This is a genomic window from Streptomyces sp. NPDC040718 (genome assembly GCF_055593565.1).
The window spans coordinates 393,167-412,276 of sequence record NZ_JBVIXO010000004.1 but is presented as its reverse complement, the minus strand read 5'-3'; the positions used below and the strand labels follow the sequence as shown (position 1 = coordinate 412,276).

Annotated in this window: 18 protein-coding genes; 11 read left to right on the top strand and 7 right to left on the bottom strand. The window is 71.5% G+C overall.

Going from position 1 to position 19,110, the window contains the following annotated elements; all coding sequences use genetic code 11:
* Window positions 1-86: 86 nt before the first annotated feature.
* On the top strand, window positions 87-296 hold the full coding sequence (locus tag ACZ597_RS13450; RefSeq protein WP_125594516.1) for a hypothetical protein: 210 nt from the start codon (window positions 87-89) through the stop codon (window positions 294-296).
* A gap of 392 nt (window positions 297-688) precedes the next feature.
* Here the strand turns inward: ACZ597_RS13450 and ACZ597_RS13445 are convergent, their stop codons facing one another.
* Together ACZ597_RS13445 and ACZ597_RS13440 are read right to left on the bottom strand one after the other, a co-directional pair.
* The gene (locus ACZ597_RS13445) at window positions 689-1,396 is read right to left on the bottom strand and encodes a class I SAM-dependent methyltransferase (RefSeq protein WP_471328591.1); all 708 of its coding nucleotides are present in this window, start codon (window positions 1,394-1,396) and stop codon (window positions 689-691) included.
* Between the two features lie 113 nt (window positions 1,397-1,509).
* Entirely contained in the window at window positions 1,510-2,118 is a 609-nt protein-coding gene (locus ACZ597_RS13440; protein ID WP_471328589.1) for a DUF3043 domain-containing protein, read from the bottom strand.
* A gap of 277 nt (window positions 2,119-2,395) precedes the next feature.
* Between ACZ597_RS13440 and ACZ597_RS13435 the strand changes: the two genes are divergently transcribed.
* Both ACZ597_RS13435 and pspAA read left to right on the top strand, forming a co-directional pair.
* Window positions 2,396-3,190, top strand: coding sequence for a PspA/IM30 family protein (locus tag ACZ597_RS13435; RefSeq protein ID WP_125594514.1), 795 nt, complete (start codon window positions 2,396-2,398; stop codon window positions 3,188-3,190).
* A 14-nt stretch (window positions 3,191-3,204) separates the two neighbouring features.
* Complete coding sequence (gene pspAA, locus ACZ597_RS13430) at window positions 3,205-3,483, top strand: PspA-associated protein PspAA (RefSeq protein WP_471328587.1); 279 nt, start codon at window positions 3,205-3,207, stop codon at window positions 3,481-3,483.
* A 91-nt stretch (window positions 3,484-3,574) separates the two neighbouring features.
* On the opposite strand, the gene ACZ597_RS13425 is transcribed toward pspAA, so the two are convergent.
* Window positions 3,575-4,363, bottom strand: coding sequence for a hypothetical protein (locus ACZ597_RS13425; protein WP_471328585.1), 789 nt, complete (start codon window positions 4,361-4,363; stop codon window positions 3,575-3,577).
* 70 nt (window positions 4,364-4,433) lie between these two features.
* Here ACZ597_RS13425 and cobS point away from each other — a divergent pair, with 70 nt between their 5' ends.
* The 3 genes from cobS to ACZ597_RS13410 all read left to right on the top strand — a co-directional run bounded on the left by cobS (window position 4,434) and on the right by ACZ597_RS13410 (window position 9,349).
* Window positions 4,434-5,255 carry an adenosylcobinamide-GDP ribazoletransferase gene (gene cobS / locus ACZ597_RS13420; protein ID WP_471328583.1) on the top strand — a complete coding sequence of 274 codons (822 nt, stop codon included), beginning with the start codon at window positions 4,434-4,436 and terminating at the stop codon, window positions 5,253-5,255.
* A gap of 106 nt (window positions 5,256-5,361) precedes the next feature.
* Window positions 5,362-6,075, top strand: a complete 714-nt coding sequence (locus tag ACZ597_RS13415) for a response regulator (RefSeq protein ID WP_471328581.1) — start codon at window positions 5,362-5,364, stop codon at window positions 6,073-6,075.
* 145 nt (window positions 6,076-6,220) lie between these two features.
* Complete coding sequence (locus ACZ597_RS13410; RefSeq protein WP_471328579.1) at window positions 6,221-9,349, top strand: efflux RND transporter permease subunit; 3,129 nt, start codon at window positions 6,221-6,223, stop codon at window positions 9,347-9,349.
* 67 nt (window positions 9,350-9,416) lie between these two features.
* Here ACZ597_RS13410 and nadA read toward each other — a convergent pair whose 3' ends face one another.
* Entirely contained in the window at window positions 9,417-10,595 is a 1,179-nt protein-coding gene (nadA, locus tag ACZ597_RS13405; RefSeq protein WP_385771584.1) for a quinolinate synthase NadA, read from the bottom strand.
* Between the two features lie 339 nt (window positions 10,596-10,934).
* On the opposite strand from nadA, the gene ACZ597_RS13400 reads away from it, so the two are divergent.
* Window positions 10,935-11,291: a HesB/IscA family protein gene (locus tag ACZ597_RS13400; protein ID WP_030029080.1), complete on the top strand. Its 357-nt coding sequence runs from the start codon at window positions 10,935-10,937 to the stop codon at window positions 11,289-11,291.
* Between the two features lie 90 nt (window positions 11,292-11,381).
* On the opposite strand, the gene ACZ597_RS13395 is transcribed toward ACZ597_RS13400, so the two are convergent.
* Together ACZ597_RS13395 and ACZ597_RS13390 are read right to left on the bottom strand one after the other, a co-directional pair.
* Window positions 11,382-12,812 carry a hypothetical protein gene (locus ACZ597_RS13395; RefSeq protein ID WP_471328576.1) on the bottom strand — a complete coding sequence of 477 codons (1,431 nt, stop codon included), beginning with the start codon at window positions 12,810-12,812 and terminating at the stop codon, window positions 11,382-11,384.
* 79 nt (window positions 12,813-12,891) lie between these two features.
* A complete protein-coding gene (locus ACZ597_RS13390) occupies window positions 12,892-13,107 on the bottom strand; it encodes a hypothetical protein (RefSeq protein WP_471328574.1) in 216 nt (71 codons plus the stop codon).
* Window positions 13,108-13,238: 131 nt separating this feature from the next.
* On the opposite strand from ACZ597_RS13390, the gene ACZ597_RS13385 reads away from it, so the two are divergent.
* On the top strand, window positions 13,239-14,216 hold the full coding sequence (locus ACZ597_RS13385; RefSeq protein WP_471328572.1) for a carbohydrate kinase family protein: 978 nt from the start codon (window positions 13,239-13,241) through the stop codon (window positions 14,214-14,216).
* 53 nt (window positions 14,217-14,269) lie between these two features.
* On the opposite strand, the gene ACZ597_RS13380 is transcribed toward ACZ597_RS13385, so the two are convergent.
* A complete protein-coding gene (locus tag ACZ597_RS13380) occupies window positions 14,270-15,649 on the bottom strand; it encodes an aminotransferase class V-fold PLP-dependent enzyme (RefSeq protein WP_471328570.1) in 1,380 nt (459 codons plus the stop codon).
* A gap of 306 nt (window positions 15,650-15,955) precedes the next feature.
* Here ACZ597_RS13380 and ctaC point away from each other — a divergent pair, with 306 nt between their 5' ends.
* Genes ctaC through ACZ597_RS13365 form a run of 3 tightly spaced genes read left to right on the top strand, consistent with a single transcriptional unit; the run spans window position 15,956 to window position 19,052 of the window.
* Window positions 15,956-16,930: an aa3-type cytochrome oxidase subunit II gene (ctaC, locus tag ACZ597_RS13375; RefSeq protein ID WP_469113293.1), complete on the top strand. Its 975-nt coding sequence runs from the start codon at window positions 15,956-15,958 to the stop codon at window positions 16,928-16,930.
* A complete protein-coding gene (ctaD, locus tag ACZ597_RS13370) occupies window positions 16,927-18,657 on the top strand; it encodes an aa3-type cytochrome oxidase subunit I (RefSeq protein WP_125818809.1) in 1,731 nt (576 codons plus the stop codon). Before ctaC ends, ctaD begins: the two co-directional genes overlap by 4 nt.
* Window positions 18,654-19,052 carry a cytochrome c oxidase subunit 4 gene (locus tag ACZ597_RS13365; protein WP_470980211.1) on the top strand — a complete coding sequence of 133 codons (399 nt, stop codon included), beginning with the start codon at window positions 18,654-18,656 and terminating at the stop codon, window positions 19,050-19,052. The genes ctaD and ACZ597_RS13365 overlap by 4 nt, the downstream gene beginning before the upstream one ends.
* The last annotated feature ends 58 nt before the right edge of the window (window positions 19,053-19,110 follow it).

Sequence of the window (19,110 nt, the reverse complement as noted above, 5' to 3'; positions counted from 1 at the left end):
TCGCCGGTAGTGGTGCGCGCCCGGCTACTCTGCGGGCAGACTCAAGGCGAGAAGCGTGAGATCGCGGACGAGCAACGGAGGCGGACATGGCGTGGACGTGGCGGTTCGAGGCGGCCGACGGCAGCGAGGTGGCCCCGGCGGTGGAGCCGGAGGAGTTCACCACGCAGGGGGACGCGGAGTCCTGGATCGGCGAGGTGTGGAAGGAGCTCCTGGACGGCGGGGCGGAGAAGGTGACCCTCTTCGAGGACGGCACCCAGATCTACCCGATGAGCCTGAGGGCAGCCACGGAGGCCTGAGCCCCGGCCGGGCGGGGTGCGGGCTCCGGCTCTGCCGGGCGGGGCGGTTGCGGGGCCGGGGCGGTGCCCCCGCCCAGCGGCCCGCTGCCGGTGCCGCTGCGGGTGGCCCGCGGCGCCGGTCCCCTGCCCGCCCTTCCACCGTTCCCAGGGGCTCCGCCCCTGACCCCGTTGCGCTCAAACGCCGCGCGGGCTGGATTCGCGCAGCGAATCCCAGCCCCGCCGGGTTTTGGGGCGCGGGTCCGGGCAGCGCCCGGGGAACGGTGGAAGGGCGGGCAGGGGACGGCCCCGCGCAGCGGCAGCTCCGGCCCGCGACGGGGTCGAGCGGCACTCGGGAAACGACGGAACCCCGGGGGAGCACCCCCGGGGTTCCGCATGTCCATGCGCGCCACGCGCTACCCGCGCACCCCGCACAGGTGCAGCAACGCCGCCACGCCCCGGTAGGGATCGGTGCGCCCGGCCCGTTCCTCGGCGGCCAGCAGCCGCTCCAGCTCCTCGTCCGGCGGCAGCTCCGCCGCGGCTTCGGTGCCGTCGGTGAAGACGCGGACCCCGTACCACGTGTGCAGCGGCGCGCCGATGCCCGACAGCGTCGCCGTCAGGTCGGCCAGCCGGTCGGCCCGTACGTCCAGGCCCAGCCGGTTCGTGTAGTCGACGGTGTCGAAGGCGGTCAGCGCCCCCGACCAGTCGCCCGACAGCCCGGGCCGCAGCGCGAGCGCGTCGCCGTTGCGCACCAGCAGGGACAGCAGCCCGCCGGGGGCGAGCATGCGGGCCAGTCCGGCGAGCATCGCGTCGGGTTCCGACACGTACATCAGCACCCCGTGGCACAGCACCACGTCGAAGCTGCCCGGCCCGAAGTGCGCGCCGGTCTCCCGGCCGTCGCCCTCCACCAGCTCGACCCGGTCCCGGATCCCGGCCGGTTCGGCGGCCAGTGCCGCGTGCGCGACGGCCAGCATGGCGGCGTCCTGCTCCAGGCCGGTGACGCGGTGTCCCGCCCGGGCCAGACGCAGCGCCTGGGTGCCCTGGCCCATGCCGACGTCGAGGACCCGCAGCCGCTGCCCGACCGGGAAGCGGTGCGTGATCTGTTCCTCGACCTGCCGGCCCACGAGTTCCTGGCGGACGGCGTTGCGCAGTCCGCCCAGTCCCTCCAGCCACAGCCGGGCTCCCCCCGAGAAGCCCTCCCCCGACGATGCCCCTGATGCTCCGGGCGTCGCTCCGGTCAGGGCCGCTCTCCGCGCTTGACCTGCGGCTTGGGCAGGCGCAGGCGACGCATCTGGAGGGTGCGCATCAGACCGTAGGCGACGGCGCCGCGGCGCGGCTCGTTCGCGAAGCGCTCGTTCAGCGCCTTGCGGAGCCGGAACCACAGGCCGATGGAGTCGAGGATGATCAGGACGATGACGCCGAGCCACAGCATCAGCGCGATGTTCTGGATCGAGGGCACCCGGATCATGCTCAGGACGAGGATGATCACGGCCAGCGGCAGGAACATCTCGGCGACCGAGAAGCGGGAGTCCACGTAGTCGCGGACGAACCGGCGCACGGGGCCCTTGTCGCGGGCGGGCAGATAGCGCTCGTCGCCGTTGGCCAGCGCCTCGCGCTGCTTGGCCATCTCTTCACGGCGACGCTCGCGGGCTCGCTTGGCGTCCTCCTTGCGGTTGCCGGTCGAGGCCACCACGGCCTTGCGCTGCGACTGGGCCACAGCACGCTTCGGCGTCGGGCGGCCCTTCGGGGCCTGCGGGTCACGGGGCTGCGAGGGGCCGGCGCTCACCTTGTCGGTGGCGGAGGCCTTCTCTTCCTTGGAGGAGCGGCTACCAAACACAAAACCCAAGCGTACGTGGTCGGGGCCACCGGCCCCACCCCCGCGGGGAACGATCCGGCAACGGCGGGCGTCTACCGAGTGCGGGCCTCTTTCCGGTACTGGGGATTCCGGGGCCTACGGGCTCGGGGATCACCTACTCCTCACGCCTGATACGGCACCGGGGTACTCGTCCTGGAGGAGGAGCGCATCCGTACTCGAACAGTGCGGTAATAGAGACAGGGCCCGTACTGTGGGTCCTGTCGGTGACCTGGAGCACAGTCCGTCTAGAAGGGGGCGCGCGAAGCCCATGAGCGGTGTCATGAAGCGTATGGGGATGATCTTCCGCGCGAAGGCGAACAAGGCCCTGGACCGGGCCGAGGACCCGCGCGAGACCCTCGACTACTCGTACCAGAAGCAGCTGGAGCTGCTTCAGAAGGTGCGCCGCGGCGTCGCCGACGTGGCGACCTCCCGCAAGCGCCTGGAACTGCAGCTGAACCAGCTCCAGAGCCAGTCCGCCAAGCTCGAGGACCAGGGCCGCAAGGCGCTCGCCCTGGGCCGCGAGGACCTGGCCCGCGAGGCCCTGTCCCGTCGTTCTTCCCTCCAGCAGCAGGTCAGCGACCTGGAGGTGCAGCACCAGACCCTCCAGGGCGAGGAGGAGAAGCTGACGCTGGCCGCGCAGCGCCTCCAGGCCAAGGTGGACGCCTTCCGTACGAAGAAGGAGACCATCAAGGCCACCTACACGGCCGCCCAGGCGCAGACCCGCATCGCGGAGTCCTTCTCCGGCATCTCGGAGGAGATGAGCGACGTCGGCCTGGCCATCCAGCGGGCCGAGGACAAGACCGCCCAGCTCCAGGCCCGGGCCGGCGCGATCGACGAGCTGCTCGCCTCCGGCGCTCTGGACGACCAGAGCGGTCTCGGCTCCAAGGACGACATCCAGGCCGAGCTGGACCGCCTCTCCGGCGGCACCGACGTCGAGCTGGAGCTCCAGCGGATGAAGGCCGAGCTGGCCGGCGGCCCGTCCGCGCAGCAGCAGGCCATCGAGGGCGGCGCCCCGGGCACCGCGCAGCCGCAGCAGACCCAGCACCGGTTCGACAAGCAGTAGGACAGGGGCCCGTCATGATTGTCCGCATCATGGGGGAGGGCCAGGTCGAGCTGGCCGACAGCCACTTCGCCGAGCTCAACAAGCTGGACGACGAGCTGCTCGAAGAGATGGAGGGCGGCGACGAGGAGGGCTTCCGGCGCACGCTGGCCGCGCTGCTCGACGCCGTGCGGCGTCTGGGCAGCCCACTGCCCGACGACGCGCTGGAACCGTCCGAGCTGATCCTGCCCGCGCCCGACGCCACGCTCGACGAGGTCCGGGACATGCTGAACGACGACGGCCTCATCCCGGGCTGACCGGGCCGGCACGGCCGCCCCGGCCGAGCCGCACCGACACCGCGAAGGGCCCGCCCTCCCCGTACCGCACGGGGAGGGCGGGCCCTTCGGGTCATTCGCGCGGCTCGGCCGGGTGCCTGTCCGGATGCTTCTCCGGGTGCTTGTCCGGGTCGGAGAGCCCGCTGATGAAGTTCTCGAACTTGCGCCGGGGCCGCGCCCAGCGCCGGTCGTGGTGGAAGGCCCGCAGCCCCGCCCTGGCCCGCGCGCGCGGGCGCTTGGCGTAGAAGCGCTTGGCGTACGGGGACCCGGGCCGGGCCAGGCGCACCGCCCCGATCAGTGCCACGAAGGGGATCACCAGCCCGAATATCGCGGTGCGCGGCTTCCCCTTCCACAGGGCGATCAGGGCGAGGAAGAAGTTGGTGGCGGTGTTCATGACGACGAGCCCGCGGCTGTGCCGTTCCTCCGCGGACAGCTCGTTGACGCCGAAGGGCAGGAAGCCGCCCAGTACCAGGGCCACCACGGCCGCCGTCAGCACCACGATCTCCACGCTCTTGCGGCCCTGTTCGCTCCAGTAGACGTCGTCCAGGTGCAGGATCAGCGCGAACTCGTCCAGCACCAGCCCCGCTCCGAGGCCGAAGAGCACCGCCGACAGGCCGGCGCCGAAGCTGTGCCCGCCGCTGCCGACGGCCCCGAACCCGCCGATGATCACGAGGACCACGCCCGGCACCACGTGGTGGACGTGGAGCCCGCCGGGGGTGATGTTCTTGAAGGGCCCCCGGCCGGCCCGGATCAGCCGCGTGATCACCCGCGTGACCAGGAACGACAGTACGAAGGACAACAGGGCGAGCAGCAGCGGGAGCTTGCCCGGCTCGATGATGTTGCGTTCCCACCAGTGACCCACGACACCAGCTCCCGATATGACACGTATTGAGCAATTTACCGCTCACCGTAAGCGGGTAGCGTTCGCGCCGATGACAGACTCGACCGATGATCCACTGCCGCGGCCGCCCGGGGAACGGGCCTCCCTGCCCGACGGGATCCGCTTCGCCTTCGGCACGCTGACCGTCCTGCCCGCGCGGATCACCCGCTGGGACCGGCCCGCCGCCCGCACCGGCATGGCCTGTGCCCCGCTCGCCGGCCTCGCCGTCGGGCTGCTCGCCGCCCTGCCCGGGGCGCTCCTGCCGCTCCTCGGCGGCGGCCCGCTCCTCGCCGCGGCCGTCACCGTCGCCGTACCGGCGGCGCTGACCCGCGGACTCCACCTGGACGGCCTGGCCGACACGGCCGACGGGCTGGGCAGCGCCAAGCCCGCCGAGGACGCCCTGCGGATCATGAAGCAGTCCGACATCGGCCCCTTCGGGGTCATCTCCCTCCTCGTCGTCTTCCTGGTCCAGGTGGCCGCCCTCGCCAACGCGTACGCCGACAGCTGGATCCGGGGCGCCCTGGCCGCCGTAGTCGCCGCCGTCACCGCCCGCCTCGCGATGACCCTGGCCTGCCGCGAGGGGGTCCCCGCCGCCCGGCCCGAAGGCCTCGGCGCGGCGGTGGCCGGCGCGGTCCCGCACCGGGCGGCCGCCTGCGTGGCCGCCGCCGTCGTCGCGGCGGCCGCCCTCGCCGCACTCCCGGCGGGTCCGTTCGCCGCCGCGCAGCACGCGGCCGCCGTCCTCGCGGCCCTGCTCACCGCCGAACTCCTGCTCCGCCGCTGCGTCAGCCGCTTCGGCGGGGTCACCGGGGACGTGTTCGGCGCCGTCTGCGAGGTCGCCGCCACCGCCGTCCTGCTGGTCCTCGCCCTCGGCTGAACCGGGCCGTGCCCGCCCACGGGCCCGGCCGGCGCGGGCCGTTCGGGAGCCGCCCTCGACGCCACCTCGCGGACCGGAGCTCCGGGGCGCCGCCTACCCTGACGGTATGACCGACCCCGCCGACGCCGGCCCCGCCCGCATCCGAGTCCTGCTCGCCGACGACCAGGCGCTGCTGCGCAGCGCGTTCAAGGTGCTCGTCGACTCCGAGCCCGACATGGAGGTCGTCGGCGAGGCCTCGGACGGGGCCCAGGCCTACGCCCTCGCAGGCGAACGGCGGGCCGACGTCGTCCTGATGGACATCCGGATGCCCGGCACCGACGGACTCGCCGCCACCCGCATGATCAGCGCCGACCCGGGGCTGTCGGACGTCCGCGTGGTCATGCTGACCACCTTCGAGGTCGACGAGTACGTGGCCGCGGCCCTGCGCGCCGGCGCCTCCGGCTTCCTCGGCAAGGGCGCCGAGCCCGACGAGCTCCTCAACGCCATCCGTGTGGCCCACGCCGGCGAGGCGCTGCTCTCCCCGGCCGCCACCAAAGGGCTCATCGCCAGCTTCCTCGCCCAGGGCGGCCGCGCCGACGCCCCCGCCGCCGGCTCCCCCCACGCCGAACGCCTCGCCGCGCTGACCGGCCGCGAGCGCGAGGTCCTCGTACAGGTCGCCGGCGGGCTGTCCAACGACGGCATCGCCACCCGGCTGGAGGTCAGCCCGCTGACCGTGAAGACCCACGTCAACCGGGCCATGGCCAAGCTCGGGGCCCGCGACCGGGCGCAATTGGTGGTCATCGCGTACGAATCGGGACTGGTCCGGCCGCGCGCCGACTGACCTGCGGCGGACCGCAGTAGGACCGACTACTGCGGACGCGGTATGCCGCACATAAGGACGGCACCTGGGAGCGACGCAGCGGGATCGCGGGGTGCGGAAGGCTGGAGGGGTCCTCGCGAACGACCAGCAGAGAGATCCCACGCCCATGTCCTGGCTGTCCCGCTTCAGCCTCTCCCAGAGAGCGCTGGTCGGCCTCGTGTCGATCGTGGCGCTCCTGTTCGGCGCCATAGCCATCCCGCAGCTCAAGCAGCAGCTGCTGCCCTCCATCGAACTCCCGATGGTCTCCGTGCTCGCGCCGTACCAGGGCGCCTCGCCCGACGTGGTCGAGAAGCAGGTCATCGAGCCCATCGAGAACACCCTCAAGGGCGTCGACGGCATCACCGGCATCACCTCGACCGCCAGCGAGGGCAACGCGCTCATCCGCGCCACCTTCGACTACGGCGACAGCGGCACCAAGCAGCTCGTCGCCGACGTCCAGCAGGCCGTCAACCGGGCCCGCGTCCGGCTGCCCGCCGAGGTGGACCCGCAGGTCGTGGCCGGCTCCACCGACGACATCCCGACCGTCGTCCTCGCCGTCACCTCCGACAAGGACCAGCAGGCCCTGGCCGACCAGCTGAACCGTTCCGTCGTCCCCGTCCTGGAGGACGTCGAGGGCGTCGGCCAGGTCAGTGTGGACGGCGTGCGCGACGTCCAGGTCACCATCACCCCCGACAACGCCAAGCTCGCCGCCGCCGCCCTCGACGGCGCCGCGCTCGCCGAGGGCCTCAAGGCGGGCGGTACGACCGTCCCCGCCGGCTCCTTCGACGAGCAGGGCAAGAACCGCACCGTCCGCGTGGGCTCCGGCTACACCTCGCTCGGCCAGCTGGAGGAACTCCGGCTGACCGCGGGCCCCGGCAAGCCGGTCGTCCGCCTCGGTGACGTGGCCTCCGTCAAGCAGGAGCCGGCCAAGGCCGACTCCATCACCCGCAGCAACGGCAAGCCCAGCCTCGCCCTCGTCCTCACCATGGACAAGGACGGCAGCGCCGTCGCCATCTCCGACGCCGTCAAGGACAAGCTCCCCGAACTGCGCGCGCAGCTCGGCTCCGGCGCCGGGCTGACCGTCGTCAGCGACCAGGGCCCGGCCGTCGCCCGCTCCATCTCGGGCCTGACCACCGAGGGCCTGCTCGGCCTCGTCTTCGCCGTCATCGTGATCCTGGTCTTCCTGGCCTCGATCCGCTCGACGCTGGTCACCGCGGTCTCCATCCCGCTGTCCGTGGTCCTCGCCCTGATCGTGCTGTGGACCCGCGACCTGTCCCTGAACATGCTGACGCTGGGCGCCCTCACCATCGCCATCGGCCGCGTCGTCGACGACTCGATCGTGGTCCTGGAGAACATCAAGCGCCACCTCGGCTACGGCGAGGAGCGCGAGGCCGCGATCACCACCGCCGTCAAGGAGGTGGCCGGCGCGGTCACCTCGTCCACGCTCACCACCGTGGCCGTCTTCCTGCCGATCGGCCTCGTCGGCGGCATGATCGGCGAGCTCTTCGGCTCCTTCTCGCTCACCGTCACCGCCGCCCTGCTGGCCTCGCTGCTGGTCTCCCTGACGGTCGTGCCGGTGCTGTCGTACTGGTTCCTGCGCGCCCCCAAGGGCGTCTCCCCGGCGGATGCCGAGAGCCGCGCGAAGGCCCGCCGCGAGGCGGAGGAGAAAGAGGCCAACAGCCGCCTCCAGCGCTTCTACGTACGGGTCCTCGGCTTCGCCACCCGCCGCCGGCTGACCAGTGTCGCCATCGCGGCCGTGGTCCTCGTCGCCACCTTCGGGATGACCCCGCTGCTGAAGACGAACTTCTTCGACCAGGGCGACCAGGACGTCCTGACGGTGAAGCAGGAACTGCCCGTCGGCACCTCGCTGGCCGCCTCCGACGAGGCGAGCCGCAAGGTGGAGAAGGCCCTGGACTCCATCGAGGGCGTCAAGGACCACCAGGTCACCGTCGGCTCCTCCGGCTTCCTCGCGGCCTTCGGCGGCGGTACGGGCACCAACCAGGCCTCCTTCCAGGTCACCCTGGACGACGCCGGCCAGTCCGACGCCGTCAAGCAGCGCATCCAGGACGCCCTCGGCAGGCTCCAGGGCATCGGCGACACCTCCGTCTCGGCGGGCGGCGGCTTCGGCAGCCAGAACCTGAGCGTGGTCGTCAAGGCCGGCGACGGCGCCGTCCTCGCCAAGGCCGCCGAACAGGTCCGCGCCGAGGTGGCCACCCTCGACGACGTCACCGACGTCCAGAGCGACCTCGCCCAGTCGGTGCCCCGCATCGCGGTCACCGCCACCCCCAAGACCGCCGAGGCCGGCCTGAGCCAGGCCGCGCTGGGCGCGGTCGTCGCCCAGGCCGTCCGCGGCAACCCCGTGGGCAAGGCCGTGCTCGACAACACCGAGCGGGACATCGTCATCCGCTCCGCACAGCCGGCCGCCACCCTGGCCGAGCTCCAGGCCCTGCCGGTCGGCCCCGCCAGGCTCGGCGACATCGCCGAGGTGAAGGAGGTCCCCGGACCGGTCGCGATGACCCGGATCGACGGCGCCCGCGCCGCCACCATCACCGCCAAGCCGGTCGGCGACAACACCGGCGCGGTCAGCGTCGCGCTCCAGACCAAGCTCAAGGCCCTGGACCTGCCCGAGGGCGCCACCGCCACCATCGGCGGCGTCTCCGAGGACCAGGACGAGGCCTTCGGCTCGCTCGGCCTGGCCATGTTCGCGGCCATCGCGATCGTGTTCATGCTGCTGGTCGCGACCTTCCGGTCGCTGGTCCAGCCGCTGATCCTGCTGGTCTCCATCCCGTTCGCGGCCACCGGCGCGCTGGGCCTGCTCATCGTCACCGGCACCCCGATGGGCGTCCCGGCGATGATCGGCATGCTGATGCTCATCGGCATCGTGGTCACCAACGCGATCGTCCTGATCGACCTGGTCAACCAGTACCGGGCGCAGGGCCTGGGCGTCGTCGAAGCGGTCGTCGAGGGCGGCCGCCACCGCCTGCGCCCGATCCTGATGACGGCCCTGGCGACGATCTTCGCCCTGCTCCCGATGGCGCTGGGCGTCACCGGCGAGGGCGGGTTCATCTCGCAGCCGCTCGCGGTGGTCGTGATCGGCGGCCTGGTCAGCTCGACCCTGCTGACCCTGCTCCTGGTGCCGACGCTCTACACGATGGTCGAGCTCCGCAAGGAACGCCGCCGGGCCAAGCGGAAGGCCCGCCTCACGGTGGTCTCGTCCGCGGAGCCGGCTTCGGACGACACCCCGGTCGGGGTCTGAGCAGCGCGCGAGGGGCCCCGGCCGGCGTCACCAACGCCGGCCGGGGCCCCTTCGCGCTCCGCGGGTGCTACGGCAGTGCGAGCATCCGCTCCAGCGCGAGCTTCGCGAAGCTCTCCGTCTCCTTGTCGACCTGGATCCGGTTGACGAGGTTGCCCTCGGCCAGGGACTCCAGGGTCCACACCAGGTGCGGGAGGTCGATGCGGTTCATCGTCGAGCAGAAGCAGACCGTCTTGTCGAGGAAGACGACTTCCTTGCCCTCCGGGGCGAACCGGTTCGCCAGGCGGCGGACCAGGTTCAGCTCGGTGCCGATGGCCCACTTGGAGCCGGCCGGGGCCGCCTCCAGCTGCTTGATGATGTACTCCGTCGAGCCGACGTAGTCCGCGGCCGCCACGACCTCGTGCTTGCACTCGGGGTGCACCAGCACGTTCACGCCCGGGATGCGCTCGCGCACGTCGTTGACCGAGTCCACCGAGAACCGGCCGTGGACCGAGCAGTGGCCGCGCCACAGGATCATCTTGGCGTCCCGCAGCTGCTGGGCGGTCAGGCCGCCGTTCGGCTTGTGCGGGTTGTAGAGGACGCAGTCGTCCAGGGACATGCCCATGTCGCGGACGGCGGTGTTGCGGCCCAGGTGCTGGTCCGGGAGGAAGAGCACCTTCTCGCCCTGCTCGAAGGCCCACTCCAGGGCCTTCTTCGCGTTGGACGAGGTGCAGATCGTGCCGCCGTGCTTGCCGGTGAAGGCCTTGATGTCGGCGGAGGAGTTCATGTACGAGACGGGTACCGTCGCACCGGCGACGCCGGCCTCGGTGAGCACGTCCCAGCACTCCGCGACCTGCTCGGCGGTGGCCATGTCGGCCATCGAGCAGCCGGCCGCGAGGTCGGGCAGGACGACCTTCTGGTCGTCCGAGGTCAGGATGTCCGCGGACTCGGCCATGAAGTGCACGCCGCAGAAGACGATGTACTCGGCCTCCGGCTTGGCGGCCGCGTCCTTGGCCAGCTTGAAGGAGTCGCCGGTGACGTCGGCGAACTCGATGACCTCGTCACGCTGGTAGTGGTGGCCGAGGATGAAGACCTTGTCGCCGAGCTTCTCCTTGGCGGCGCGGGCACGGGCCACCAGGTCCGGGTCGGACGGCGAGGGAAGGTCGCCGGGGCACTCCACCCCGCGCTCGCTCTTGGGGTCGGCCTCACGGCCGAGCAGCAGCAGGGCAAGGGGCGTCGGCTGGACGTCCAAAGGCTGGGCGGTGGTCACGACACGCACCCTTTCTGTTCTGCGACAAGGAAATCTGGGACTGCGGGGGGCTTTGATCGACACTTCTCGTCTATTTGACGTTATCTATGATAGCTGCTTCACGTCACTTTGACGATGCCGATAGTGTCGATGTGACGCATTCGCCCGGTGCGGGGTACGCCACTCCACCGGTCCTCGTCGCGGGGTCCACCGGACCGCCGGGGTGTGCGAGCATGAATTGAGAAAACGAGGCGCCGGACCCGGAATGAAACCCTGGTCCCGCTGGTTGCCATCGACGGCAAGAGTCCGACGTTTCCCCAGCCACCGGCGGGGAGCCGCCCACTTCGGGAGTGAATGCAGATGTCCGTACAGGACGACAAGACCACTGTGAGCGACGGCATCCTCCTGTCCGACGCCGCCGCCGAGAAGGTCCGTACCCTGCTGGAGCAGGAAGGCCGCGATGACCTCGCGCTGCGCGTCGCCGTCCAGCCCGGCGGCTGCTCCGGCCTGCGCTACCAGCTCTTCTTCGACGAGCGCTCCCTCGACGGCGACGTCGTCAAGGACTTCGACGGCGTCAAGGTCGTCACCGACCGCATGAGCGCCCCGTACCTGGGCGGCGCCTCCATCGACTTCGTCGACACCATCGAGAAGCAGGGCTTCACGATCGACAACCCGAACGCCACCGGCTCCTGCGCCTGCGGCGACTCGTTCAGCTAAGCCCCACGGCCTGACGTCGAAGGGCCCGGGCCCGGTCGTTTCCGACCGGGCCCGGGCCCTTCGCGCGTCCTGCCGACGGTCCCGCCGGCCCTACTGGCGGGGGATCGGCTTGCCCGACGTGGCGTCGACCACCTTGCGGTCGCCCAGCGGCTGCTGGAGCGTCGCCGTCAGGGCCATCTCCTGCGCGATCATGATGCAGGCCTGGCCGGGCTTGTTCGGGGTGTCCGTGATCTTCACCAGGACCGAAGCCGCCTCCTCCCGCGCCTCCAGCGTGTAGGTGCTGCACACCCCGCCCCAGAAGTTCACCGTCAGCGTCCGGTCGGCCTGGGCGTACGAGAACCCGGGCACGGTGTGCGGCTTCGGGGGCACCGCGGTGCCGGCGTCGTCCGCCGCGGCGGGCTGGACCACCGTGCGGCCCGGCTTGCCCTGCGAGCCCGCCACCTCGAACAGCCAGGCCGGCACGAGGCCCCGCCCGCCGTCGACCGTCCCCGCGACCAGCCCCAGCACGGCCCCCCGCACGCTCTCGGTCCGCGGCGGCTTCATCGGCCGCGGCTCCGGGTTGCAGGGCAGGGTGTCCGTCGCGCCCGTCGGGGTGTCCGGGGTCAGCGGCACCGTGGTCGCGCAGCCGCTCGGCCCCGGGCCCGTGCCGTCACCGCCGCCCTTGGCCGCCGCGTTGAGCCGCTCCAGGGCCTCCGCGGCCCCGACCACGGCCTGCTCGCCCGCCCGGACCGGGGCCTTCAGCTCCCCGCTGCCCGTGACCACCGCGCCGTCCGCCCCGACGCTGATCTTGCTGGACCAGCCCTGGGTCGGGAGCCCGCCCACCACCGGGTCGGCGCTCACCACCCGGACGGAACCCTGGGTGAGGCGGGCGTCCACCTTGGCGCCGCCCTGCCCGGCGGCCGCGAGCACCGGGGCCGCGGCGGCCTTCGCGGCCTGCTCGGAGACGGGCTCCGCCGCGCCCGAGCCCTCCTGGGGGAGGGTGGCCGGGCCGCAGGTGTCCTTGCCGCGCACGCAGTCGTCCCCGACGCCGCCGCTTGCCTGGTAGCGGGAGAAGGCCCAGGTGCCGGGGGCCTTGCGGGTCACCGTGAGCCGGGGCCCGGAGCCGTCGGCGGCCTCCCCGGCCTGCCAGGTGTCGCCGACCAGCCGGGGCACGCCCGAGACGCCGAGGGCCTTCGCGAGCCGGGCCACCTCGTCGGAGGCCACCTCCCCGGACGCGGCGAAGGCGGGCGCGGTGCCCGGCCCGTCGGGGAGCTTCACGTCCGCCCGGTACGTCACCGGCCCGCCGGACGGGTCCGGCTCCCCGGGGGCGATGCCGGGGCCCGACGGGGTCCCGGCCGAGCGCGGCGCCACGGCCGCGCTGTCACCCGTACGGGAGCCGCCGCCCGAGGCGTCGCCGTACGCCGTCGACGCCCAGTACGCCGTACCCCCGCCGGCCAGCAGGACGGCGGCCGCGATCGAGCCGACGGCCCAGGCGGGCCGCCGTCGTGTGGCGCGTGATGTGTCGGGTTGTTCGCTGGTCACCGCATCGCTCCTTAGCGTGTCCCGCCGTACGTGATGCGGGTGTGACGCGGCGGCCGCGAAACCGGTTCCCCCCGTTCCCCTAGTCGCCGTACGCGGCGGTTCCGGCGATCAGCCGGGCGGAGGCGGGCGGCACGCGCACCCCGTGGATCTGCGAGGGCGCCACCCGCGCCGGCCGCGGCTCCCGCTCCACGCCCCAGTGCGGGGCCATCCGGGCACAGTCGCCGAGCAGCCGTGCGAAGCCGGGCCGCGCGTCGGAGGCGTGGTCCGCGTACCCGAAGCCATCGGTATAGGTCATGGGGGCACCGTATGGTCGCCATCCTGCGCGAAGGAAGTCCTACTACGGGGTAGTTTCGCCGGGTCGGCCCGAAGGCGTGGACCGGGTAACTTTGACTGTCACCCGCCGTCATCCGCAGGAGCATCCACGCCGTGCGCATCGCAGTCACCGGCTCCATCGCCACCGACCACCTCATGACCTTCCCGGGCCGCTTCGCCGACCAGCTCGTCGCCGACCAGCTCCACACGGTCTCCCTCTCCTTCCTCGTCGACAACCTCGACGTGCGGCGGGGCGGCGTCGGCCCGAACATCTGCTTCGGCATGGGCCAGCTCGGCAGCCGCCCGATCCTCGTCGGCGCGGCCGGCTCGGACTTCGACGAGTACCGCGCGTGGCTGGACCGGCACGGGGTCGACACCGAGTCCGTCCGGATCTCCGAGGTGCTGCACACCGCGCGCTTCGTCTGCACCACGGACGCCGACCACAACCAGATCGGCTCCTTCTACACGGGCGCGATGAGCGAGGCCCGCCAGATCGAGCTCAAGGCCGTCGCCGACCGCGTGGGCGGCCTGGACCTCGTCCTGATCGGCGCCGACGACCCCGAGGCGATGCTCCGCCACACGGAGGAGTGCCGCACCCGCGGGATCCCCTTCGCGGCGGACTTCTCGCAGCAGATCGCCCGGATGGACGGCGAGAACATCCGCACCCTGATGGAGGGCGCGACGTACCTCTTCTCGAACGAGTACGAGAAGGGCCTCATCGAGTCGAAGTCCGGCTGGACCGACGAGGAGATCCTCGCCAAGGTCGGCACCCGCGTCACCACCCTCGGCGCGCAGGGCGTGCGCATCGAGCGCGTCGGCCACGAGCCGATCGTCGTCGGCTGCCCGGAGGAGACGGCGAAGGTCGACCCGACCGGCGTCGGCGACGCGTTCCGCGCAGGCTTCCTGACGGGCCTCGGCTGGGGCGTCGGCCTGGAGCGGGCCGCGCAGCTCGGCTGCATGCTGGCCACCCTGGTGATCGAGACCCTGGGCACCCAGGAGTACACCCTGGCCCGCGCCCACTTCATGGAGCGCTTCACGAAGGCCTACGGCGAAGAGGCCGCCGCCGAGGTCCGCGCGCACCTCTCCGTCTGAGGCCGTCCCCCTTCCGGCGCGCCGCCCCTGCGGCGCGTCGGAAGGGGCGGACCTCAGCCCTCGCGGCGGACCCGGTAGGCCACGCCCGCGTCGCGGGGGGTCTCGCCCAGGTAGGTGTGGCCGCGCATCGCGCACCAGGCCGGGATGTCCAGGCGGGCCACCTCGTCGTCGGAGACGACCGTGACGGTCCCGCCCACCGGGACGGTGGCGATGGCCCGGGCCAGTTCGATCACCGGCTGCGGGCAGCGCAGTCCCAGCGCGTCGACCTCCACCGCGTCCGCGACCGGGGCCACCGGGGAGGGCTCCGAGACGCCGAGCTTCTCCCGTACGCCCGCCACCGCGCCCGGCAGTACCTCCAGGAAGCCGTTGACCTCGTCGGCGGAGGTGCCCGGCGGCAGGGAGACCCGTACGTTCCCCTCCGACAGCACCCCCATCGCCCGCAGCACGTGACTGGGGGTCAGCGTGGAGCTGGTGCAGGAGGAGCCGGAGGAGACGGAGTACCCCGCCCGGTCCAGCTCGTGCAGCAGGGTCTCGCCGTCGACGTAGAGGCAGGAGAACGTGACCAGGTGGGGCAGGCGCCGGTCGGCGTCCCCCACCACCTCCACGTCGGGCACCAGCCGGACCACCCGCCGCCGCAGCCGGTCCACCAGGATCCGCAGCCGGGCCGCCTCCGCGTCCGCCTCGGCCCGCACCGCGCGCAGCGAGGCCGCCGCCGCGACGATGGCGGGCAGGTTGGCGAAGCCGGGGGAGCGGCCCGACTCCCGTTCGTCGGCGGGGCCTTGGGGGGAGAAGCGGACCCCCTTGCGGACGGCGAGCAGACCCACCCCGGGCGGGCCGCCCCACTTGTGGGCGCTGGCCGTGAGGGCGGACCACGCGCCTTCCACCCGGCCCCAGCCGAGCGACTGGGCGGCGTCCACGAGCAGCGGCACCCCGGCGGCCCCGCAGACCTCGGCGACCTCGGCCACCGGCTGGACCGTGCCCACCTCGTGGTTGGCCGACTGGAGGCACGCCAGAGCCGTGGTGGAGCCGAGCGCGGCTTCGTACCCGGCGGCCGAGACCGCGCCGAGCCGGTCCACCGGAACCTCCGTCACCGTCCCGCCGGCCGCCGCGTGCGCGTCCGCCGCATGGAGTACGGAGCTGTGCTCCACCGCCGATACGACCAGATGGCCGCCGGCCCGCCGGCGGCCCGCGAGCACGCCCGCCATGCCCGTGTGAACCGCGTGCGTCCCCGAAGGAGTGAATACGAGCTCGTCGGCGCGGCATCCCACCGCCTCGGCCGCCGCCTCGCGCGCCGCGTCCAGCAGCAGCCTGGCCCGCCGCCCCTCCCGGTACAGCCGGGCGGGGTCCGCCCAGCCCTCGTCCAGGGCGGCCTGGAGCGCCTGCCGGGCCACGGGGTGCAGGGGAGCGGCGGACGCGGTGTCGAAGTACGGCATCCGGCCACGGTAGATGGTGGCCGGCGGCCGGGCGGGACCCCGCCCCGCGCGGACCGGGGTCAGGGACCGTCAGATGCCGTCCGGAGCCCGCGGTTCAGAGCCGTTCGGCCCGTCCCCCGTACGGCGGATCCATCCCTTCGGGGGCAGTAGCGGCGCGTTGGGCACCCTCCCCGCGCGACCCCAAATAGCGTCCAGTAGGGTTTGGTCCGCATAAACATCCAAACCCCTGCCTGCGTCAGGGCCGGCGACCGACCCGAACACGGCCGCGGCCGGCCGCGCGGGCCGAGACTCTCGGGAAGGCGCTACGTGAGTCCCTACGGCTCCGACCGCTCGCCGCGGCGCCCGATGCGGCGGAAGCTGCTGCAGGCGCTGACTGCGGGCGTGGTCCTGGCGACCGCCACTGGTTGCTCGTACACCTGGAAAGACTTCCCCCGCCTCGGAATGCCCACCCCGGTCACGGAGGAGGCGCCTCGCATCCTCTCCCTGTGGCAGGGATCCTGGGCGGCCGCTCTCATCACGGGCATCCTGGTGTGGGGCCTGATCATGTGGAGCGTCATCTTCCACCGGCGTAGCCGGACGAAGATCGAGGTCCCCGCGCAGACCCGGTACAACATGCCCATCGAGGCGCTGTACACCGTGGTCCCGCTCATCATCGTCTCGGTGCTCTTCTACTTCACCGCGCGTGATGAGTCGAAGCTGCTCTCCCTCTCCGCCAAGCCGGCGCACACGATCAACGTGATCGGCTACCAGTGGAGCTGGGGCTTCAACTACGTCGAGAACGTCGACGGCGATGCCGCGACCCCGAAGGCGGGCGAGACCCCGAAGGAACTCGCCTCCCTGCCGGACCGCTTCATCAAGGCCTTCCCGGCGGGCGCCGAGGGCGTCTACGAGAAGGGCGTTCCGGGCGACCGGAACCCGCAGACGAACAACCCGGGGCCGACCCTCTACCTGCCCAAGGGCGAGAAGGTCCGCTTCATCCTGTCGTCGAACGACGTCATCCACTCCTTCTGGGTGGTGCCCTTCCTGTTCAAGCAGGACGTCATCCCCGGTCACACCAACGTCTTCGAGGTCACCCCGACCCAGGAAGGCACCTTCATGGGCAAGTGTGCCGAGCTCTGCGGTGTCGACCACTCCCGCATGCTCTTCAACGTGAAGGTCGTCTCCCCGGAGAAGTACCGGGCGCACCTGAAGGAGCTGGCGGAGAAGGGGCAGACCGGCTTCCTGCCGGCCGGCATCAAGCAGACTGACCCCGCCCGGAATGCGGAGACGAACAAACTGTGAGCATCCTCAACGAATCCCAGGGTGCCGCCGCAGCTGACTCGTACGAGAACGAGCTGCCGGTACGGCGCAAGCAGCCGGGCAACGTGGTCGTGAAGTGGCTCACCACCACCGACCACAAGACCATCGGCACGATGTACCTGGTCACGTCGTTCGTGTTCTTCATCATCGGCGGGATCATGGCGCTCTTCATGCGCGCCGAGCTGGCCCGACCGGGCACGCAGATCATGTCGAACGAACAGTTCAACCAGGCGTTCACCATGCATGGCACGATCATGCTGCTGATGTTCGCGACCCCGCTGTTCGCCGGTTTCGCCAACTGGATCATGCCGCTGCAGATCGGCGCGCCCGACGTGGCGTTCCCGCGGCTGAACATGTTCGCGTACTGGCTGTACCTCTTCGGCTCCACCATCGCCGTGGCCGGCTTCGTCACCCCCTCGGGTGCCGCCGACTTCGGCTGGTTCGCCTACTCCCCGCTGTCGGACGCCGTCCGCTCGCCGGGTATCGGCGCCGACATGTGGATCATGGGTCTGGCCTTCTCCGGCTTCGGCACGATCCTCGGCTCGGTCAACTTCATCACCACGATCATCTGCATGCGCGCTCCCGGCATGACGATGTTCCGCATGCCGATCTTCACCTGGAACGTGCTGCTGACCGGTGTCCTGGTCCTGCTGGCCTTCCCGGTCCTCGCCGCCGCGCTCTTCGCGCTGGAGGCCGACCGGAAGTTCGGTGCACACGTCTTCGACGCGGCGAACGGTGGCGCACTGCTGTGGCAGCACCTCTTCTGGTTCTTCGGACACCCAGAGGTGTACATCATCGCCCTGCCGTTCTTCGGAATCATTTCCGAGGTCATCCCGGTCTTCTCGCGCAAGCCGATGTTCGGTTACATCGGTCTGATCGCCGCGACGATCGCGATCGCCGGCCTCTCGGTGACCGTGTGGGCGCACCACATGTACGTCACCGGCGGTGTGCTGCTGCCGTTCTTCTCCTTCATGACCTTCCTGATCGCGGTACCGACCGGTGTGAAGTTCTTCAACTGGATCGGCACCATGTGGAAGGGCTCGCTGTCCTTCGAGACCCCGATGCTCTGGGCCGTCGGCTTCCTGATCACCTTCACCTTCGGTGGTCTGACCGGCGTCATCCTGGCCTCGCCCCCGATGGACTTCCACGTCTCCGACTCGTACTTCGTCGTCGCGCACTTCCACTACGTCATCTTCGGCACCGTGGTCTTCGCGATGTTCTCCGGCTTCCACTTCTGGTGGCCGAAGTTCACGGGCAAGATGCTGGACGAGCGCCTCGGCAAGATCACCTTCTGGACGCTGTTCATCGGCTTCCACGGCACCTTCCTGGTGCAGCACTGGCTGGGCGCCGAGGGCATGCCGCGTCGTTACGCGGACTACCTCGCGGCCGACGGCTTCACGGCGCTGAACACGATCTCCACGATCAGCTCCTTCCTGCTGGGCCTGTCGATGCTGCCCTTCATGTACAACGTCTGGAAGACGGCGAAGTACGGCAAGAAGATCGAGGTCGACGACCCGTGGGGCTACGGCCGTTCGCTCGAGTGGGCGACGTCCTGCCCGCCGCCGCGGCACAACTTCCTCACCCTGCCGCGCATCCGCAGTGAATCGCCGGCGTTCGACCTGCACCACCCGGAGATCGCGGCCCTCGACCACCTCGAGGACCACGCCCCGGCGAAGGCCGTCACCGGTGGCAAGGAGGCCGGCAAGTGAAGATCCAGGGCAAGATGTTCCTCTGGCTCTCCGTCTTCATCCTGATCATGACCGTCGTTTACGGCGTCTGGTCGAAGGAGCCGGTCGGAACCACCGCTCTCGCGCTGGCCTTCGGCCTGAGCGCCATGATCGGCTACTACCTGGCCTTCACGGCCAAGCGCGTGGACGAGATGGCCCAGGACAACCTGGAGGCCGACGTCGCCGACGAGGCGGGCGAGCTGGGGTTCTTCTCCCCGCACAGCTGGCAGCCGCTCTCGCTGGCCATCGGTGGCGCGCTCGCGTTCATGGGCGTCATCTTCGGCTGGTGGCTCATGTACTTCTCGGCCCCGATCATCCTGATCGGCCTGTGGGGCTGGGTGTACGAGTACTACCGCGGTGAGAACCAGAACCAGTAGCACCGGCAGTAGGCATCACACCGCGGTCCGCCGCGGTGCCTGAGGGGCCCGGACACCT

Coding starts and splice junctions, on each gene's coding strand:
- ACZ597_RS13450 (WP_125594516.1), top strand. CDS start 87: ATGGCGTGGACGTGGCGGTTCGAGGCGGCCGACGGCAGCGAGGTGGCC.
- ACZ597_RS13435 (WP_125594514.1), top strand. CDS start 2,396: ATGAGCGGTGTCATGAAGCGTATGGGGATGATCTTCCGCGCGAAGGCG.
- pspAA (WP_471328587.1), top strand. CDS start 3,205: ATGATTGTCCGCATCATGGGGGAGGGCCAGGTCGAGCTGGCCGACAGC.
- cobS (WP_471328583.1), top strand. CDS start 4,434: ATGACAGACTCGACCGATGATCCACTGCCGCGGCCGCCCGGGGAACGG.
- ACZ597_RS13415 (WP_471328581.1), top strand. CDS start 5,362: ATGACCGACCCCGCCGACGCCGGCCCCGCCCGCATCCGAGTCCTGCTC.
- ACZ597_RS13410 (WP_471328579.1), top strand. CDS start 6,221: ATGTCCTGGCTGTCCCGCTTCAGCCTCTCCCAGAGAGCGCTGGTCGGC.
- ACZ597_RS13400 (WP_030029080.1), top strand. CDS start 10,935: ATGTCCGTACAGGACGACAAGACCACTGTGAGCGACGGCATCCTCCTG.
- ACZ597_RS13390 (WP_471328574.1), bottom strand. CDS start 13,107: ATGACCTATACCGATGGCTTCGGGTACGCGGACCACGCCTCCGACGCG.
- ACZ597_RS13380 (WP_471328570.1), bottom strand. CDS start 15,649: ATGCCGTACTTCGACACCGCGTCCGCCGCTCCCCTGCACCCCGTGGCC.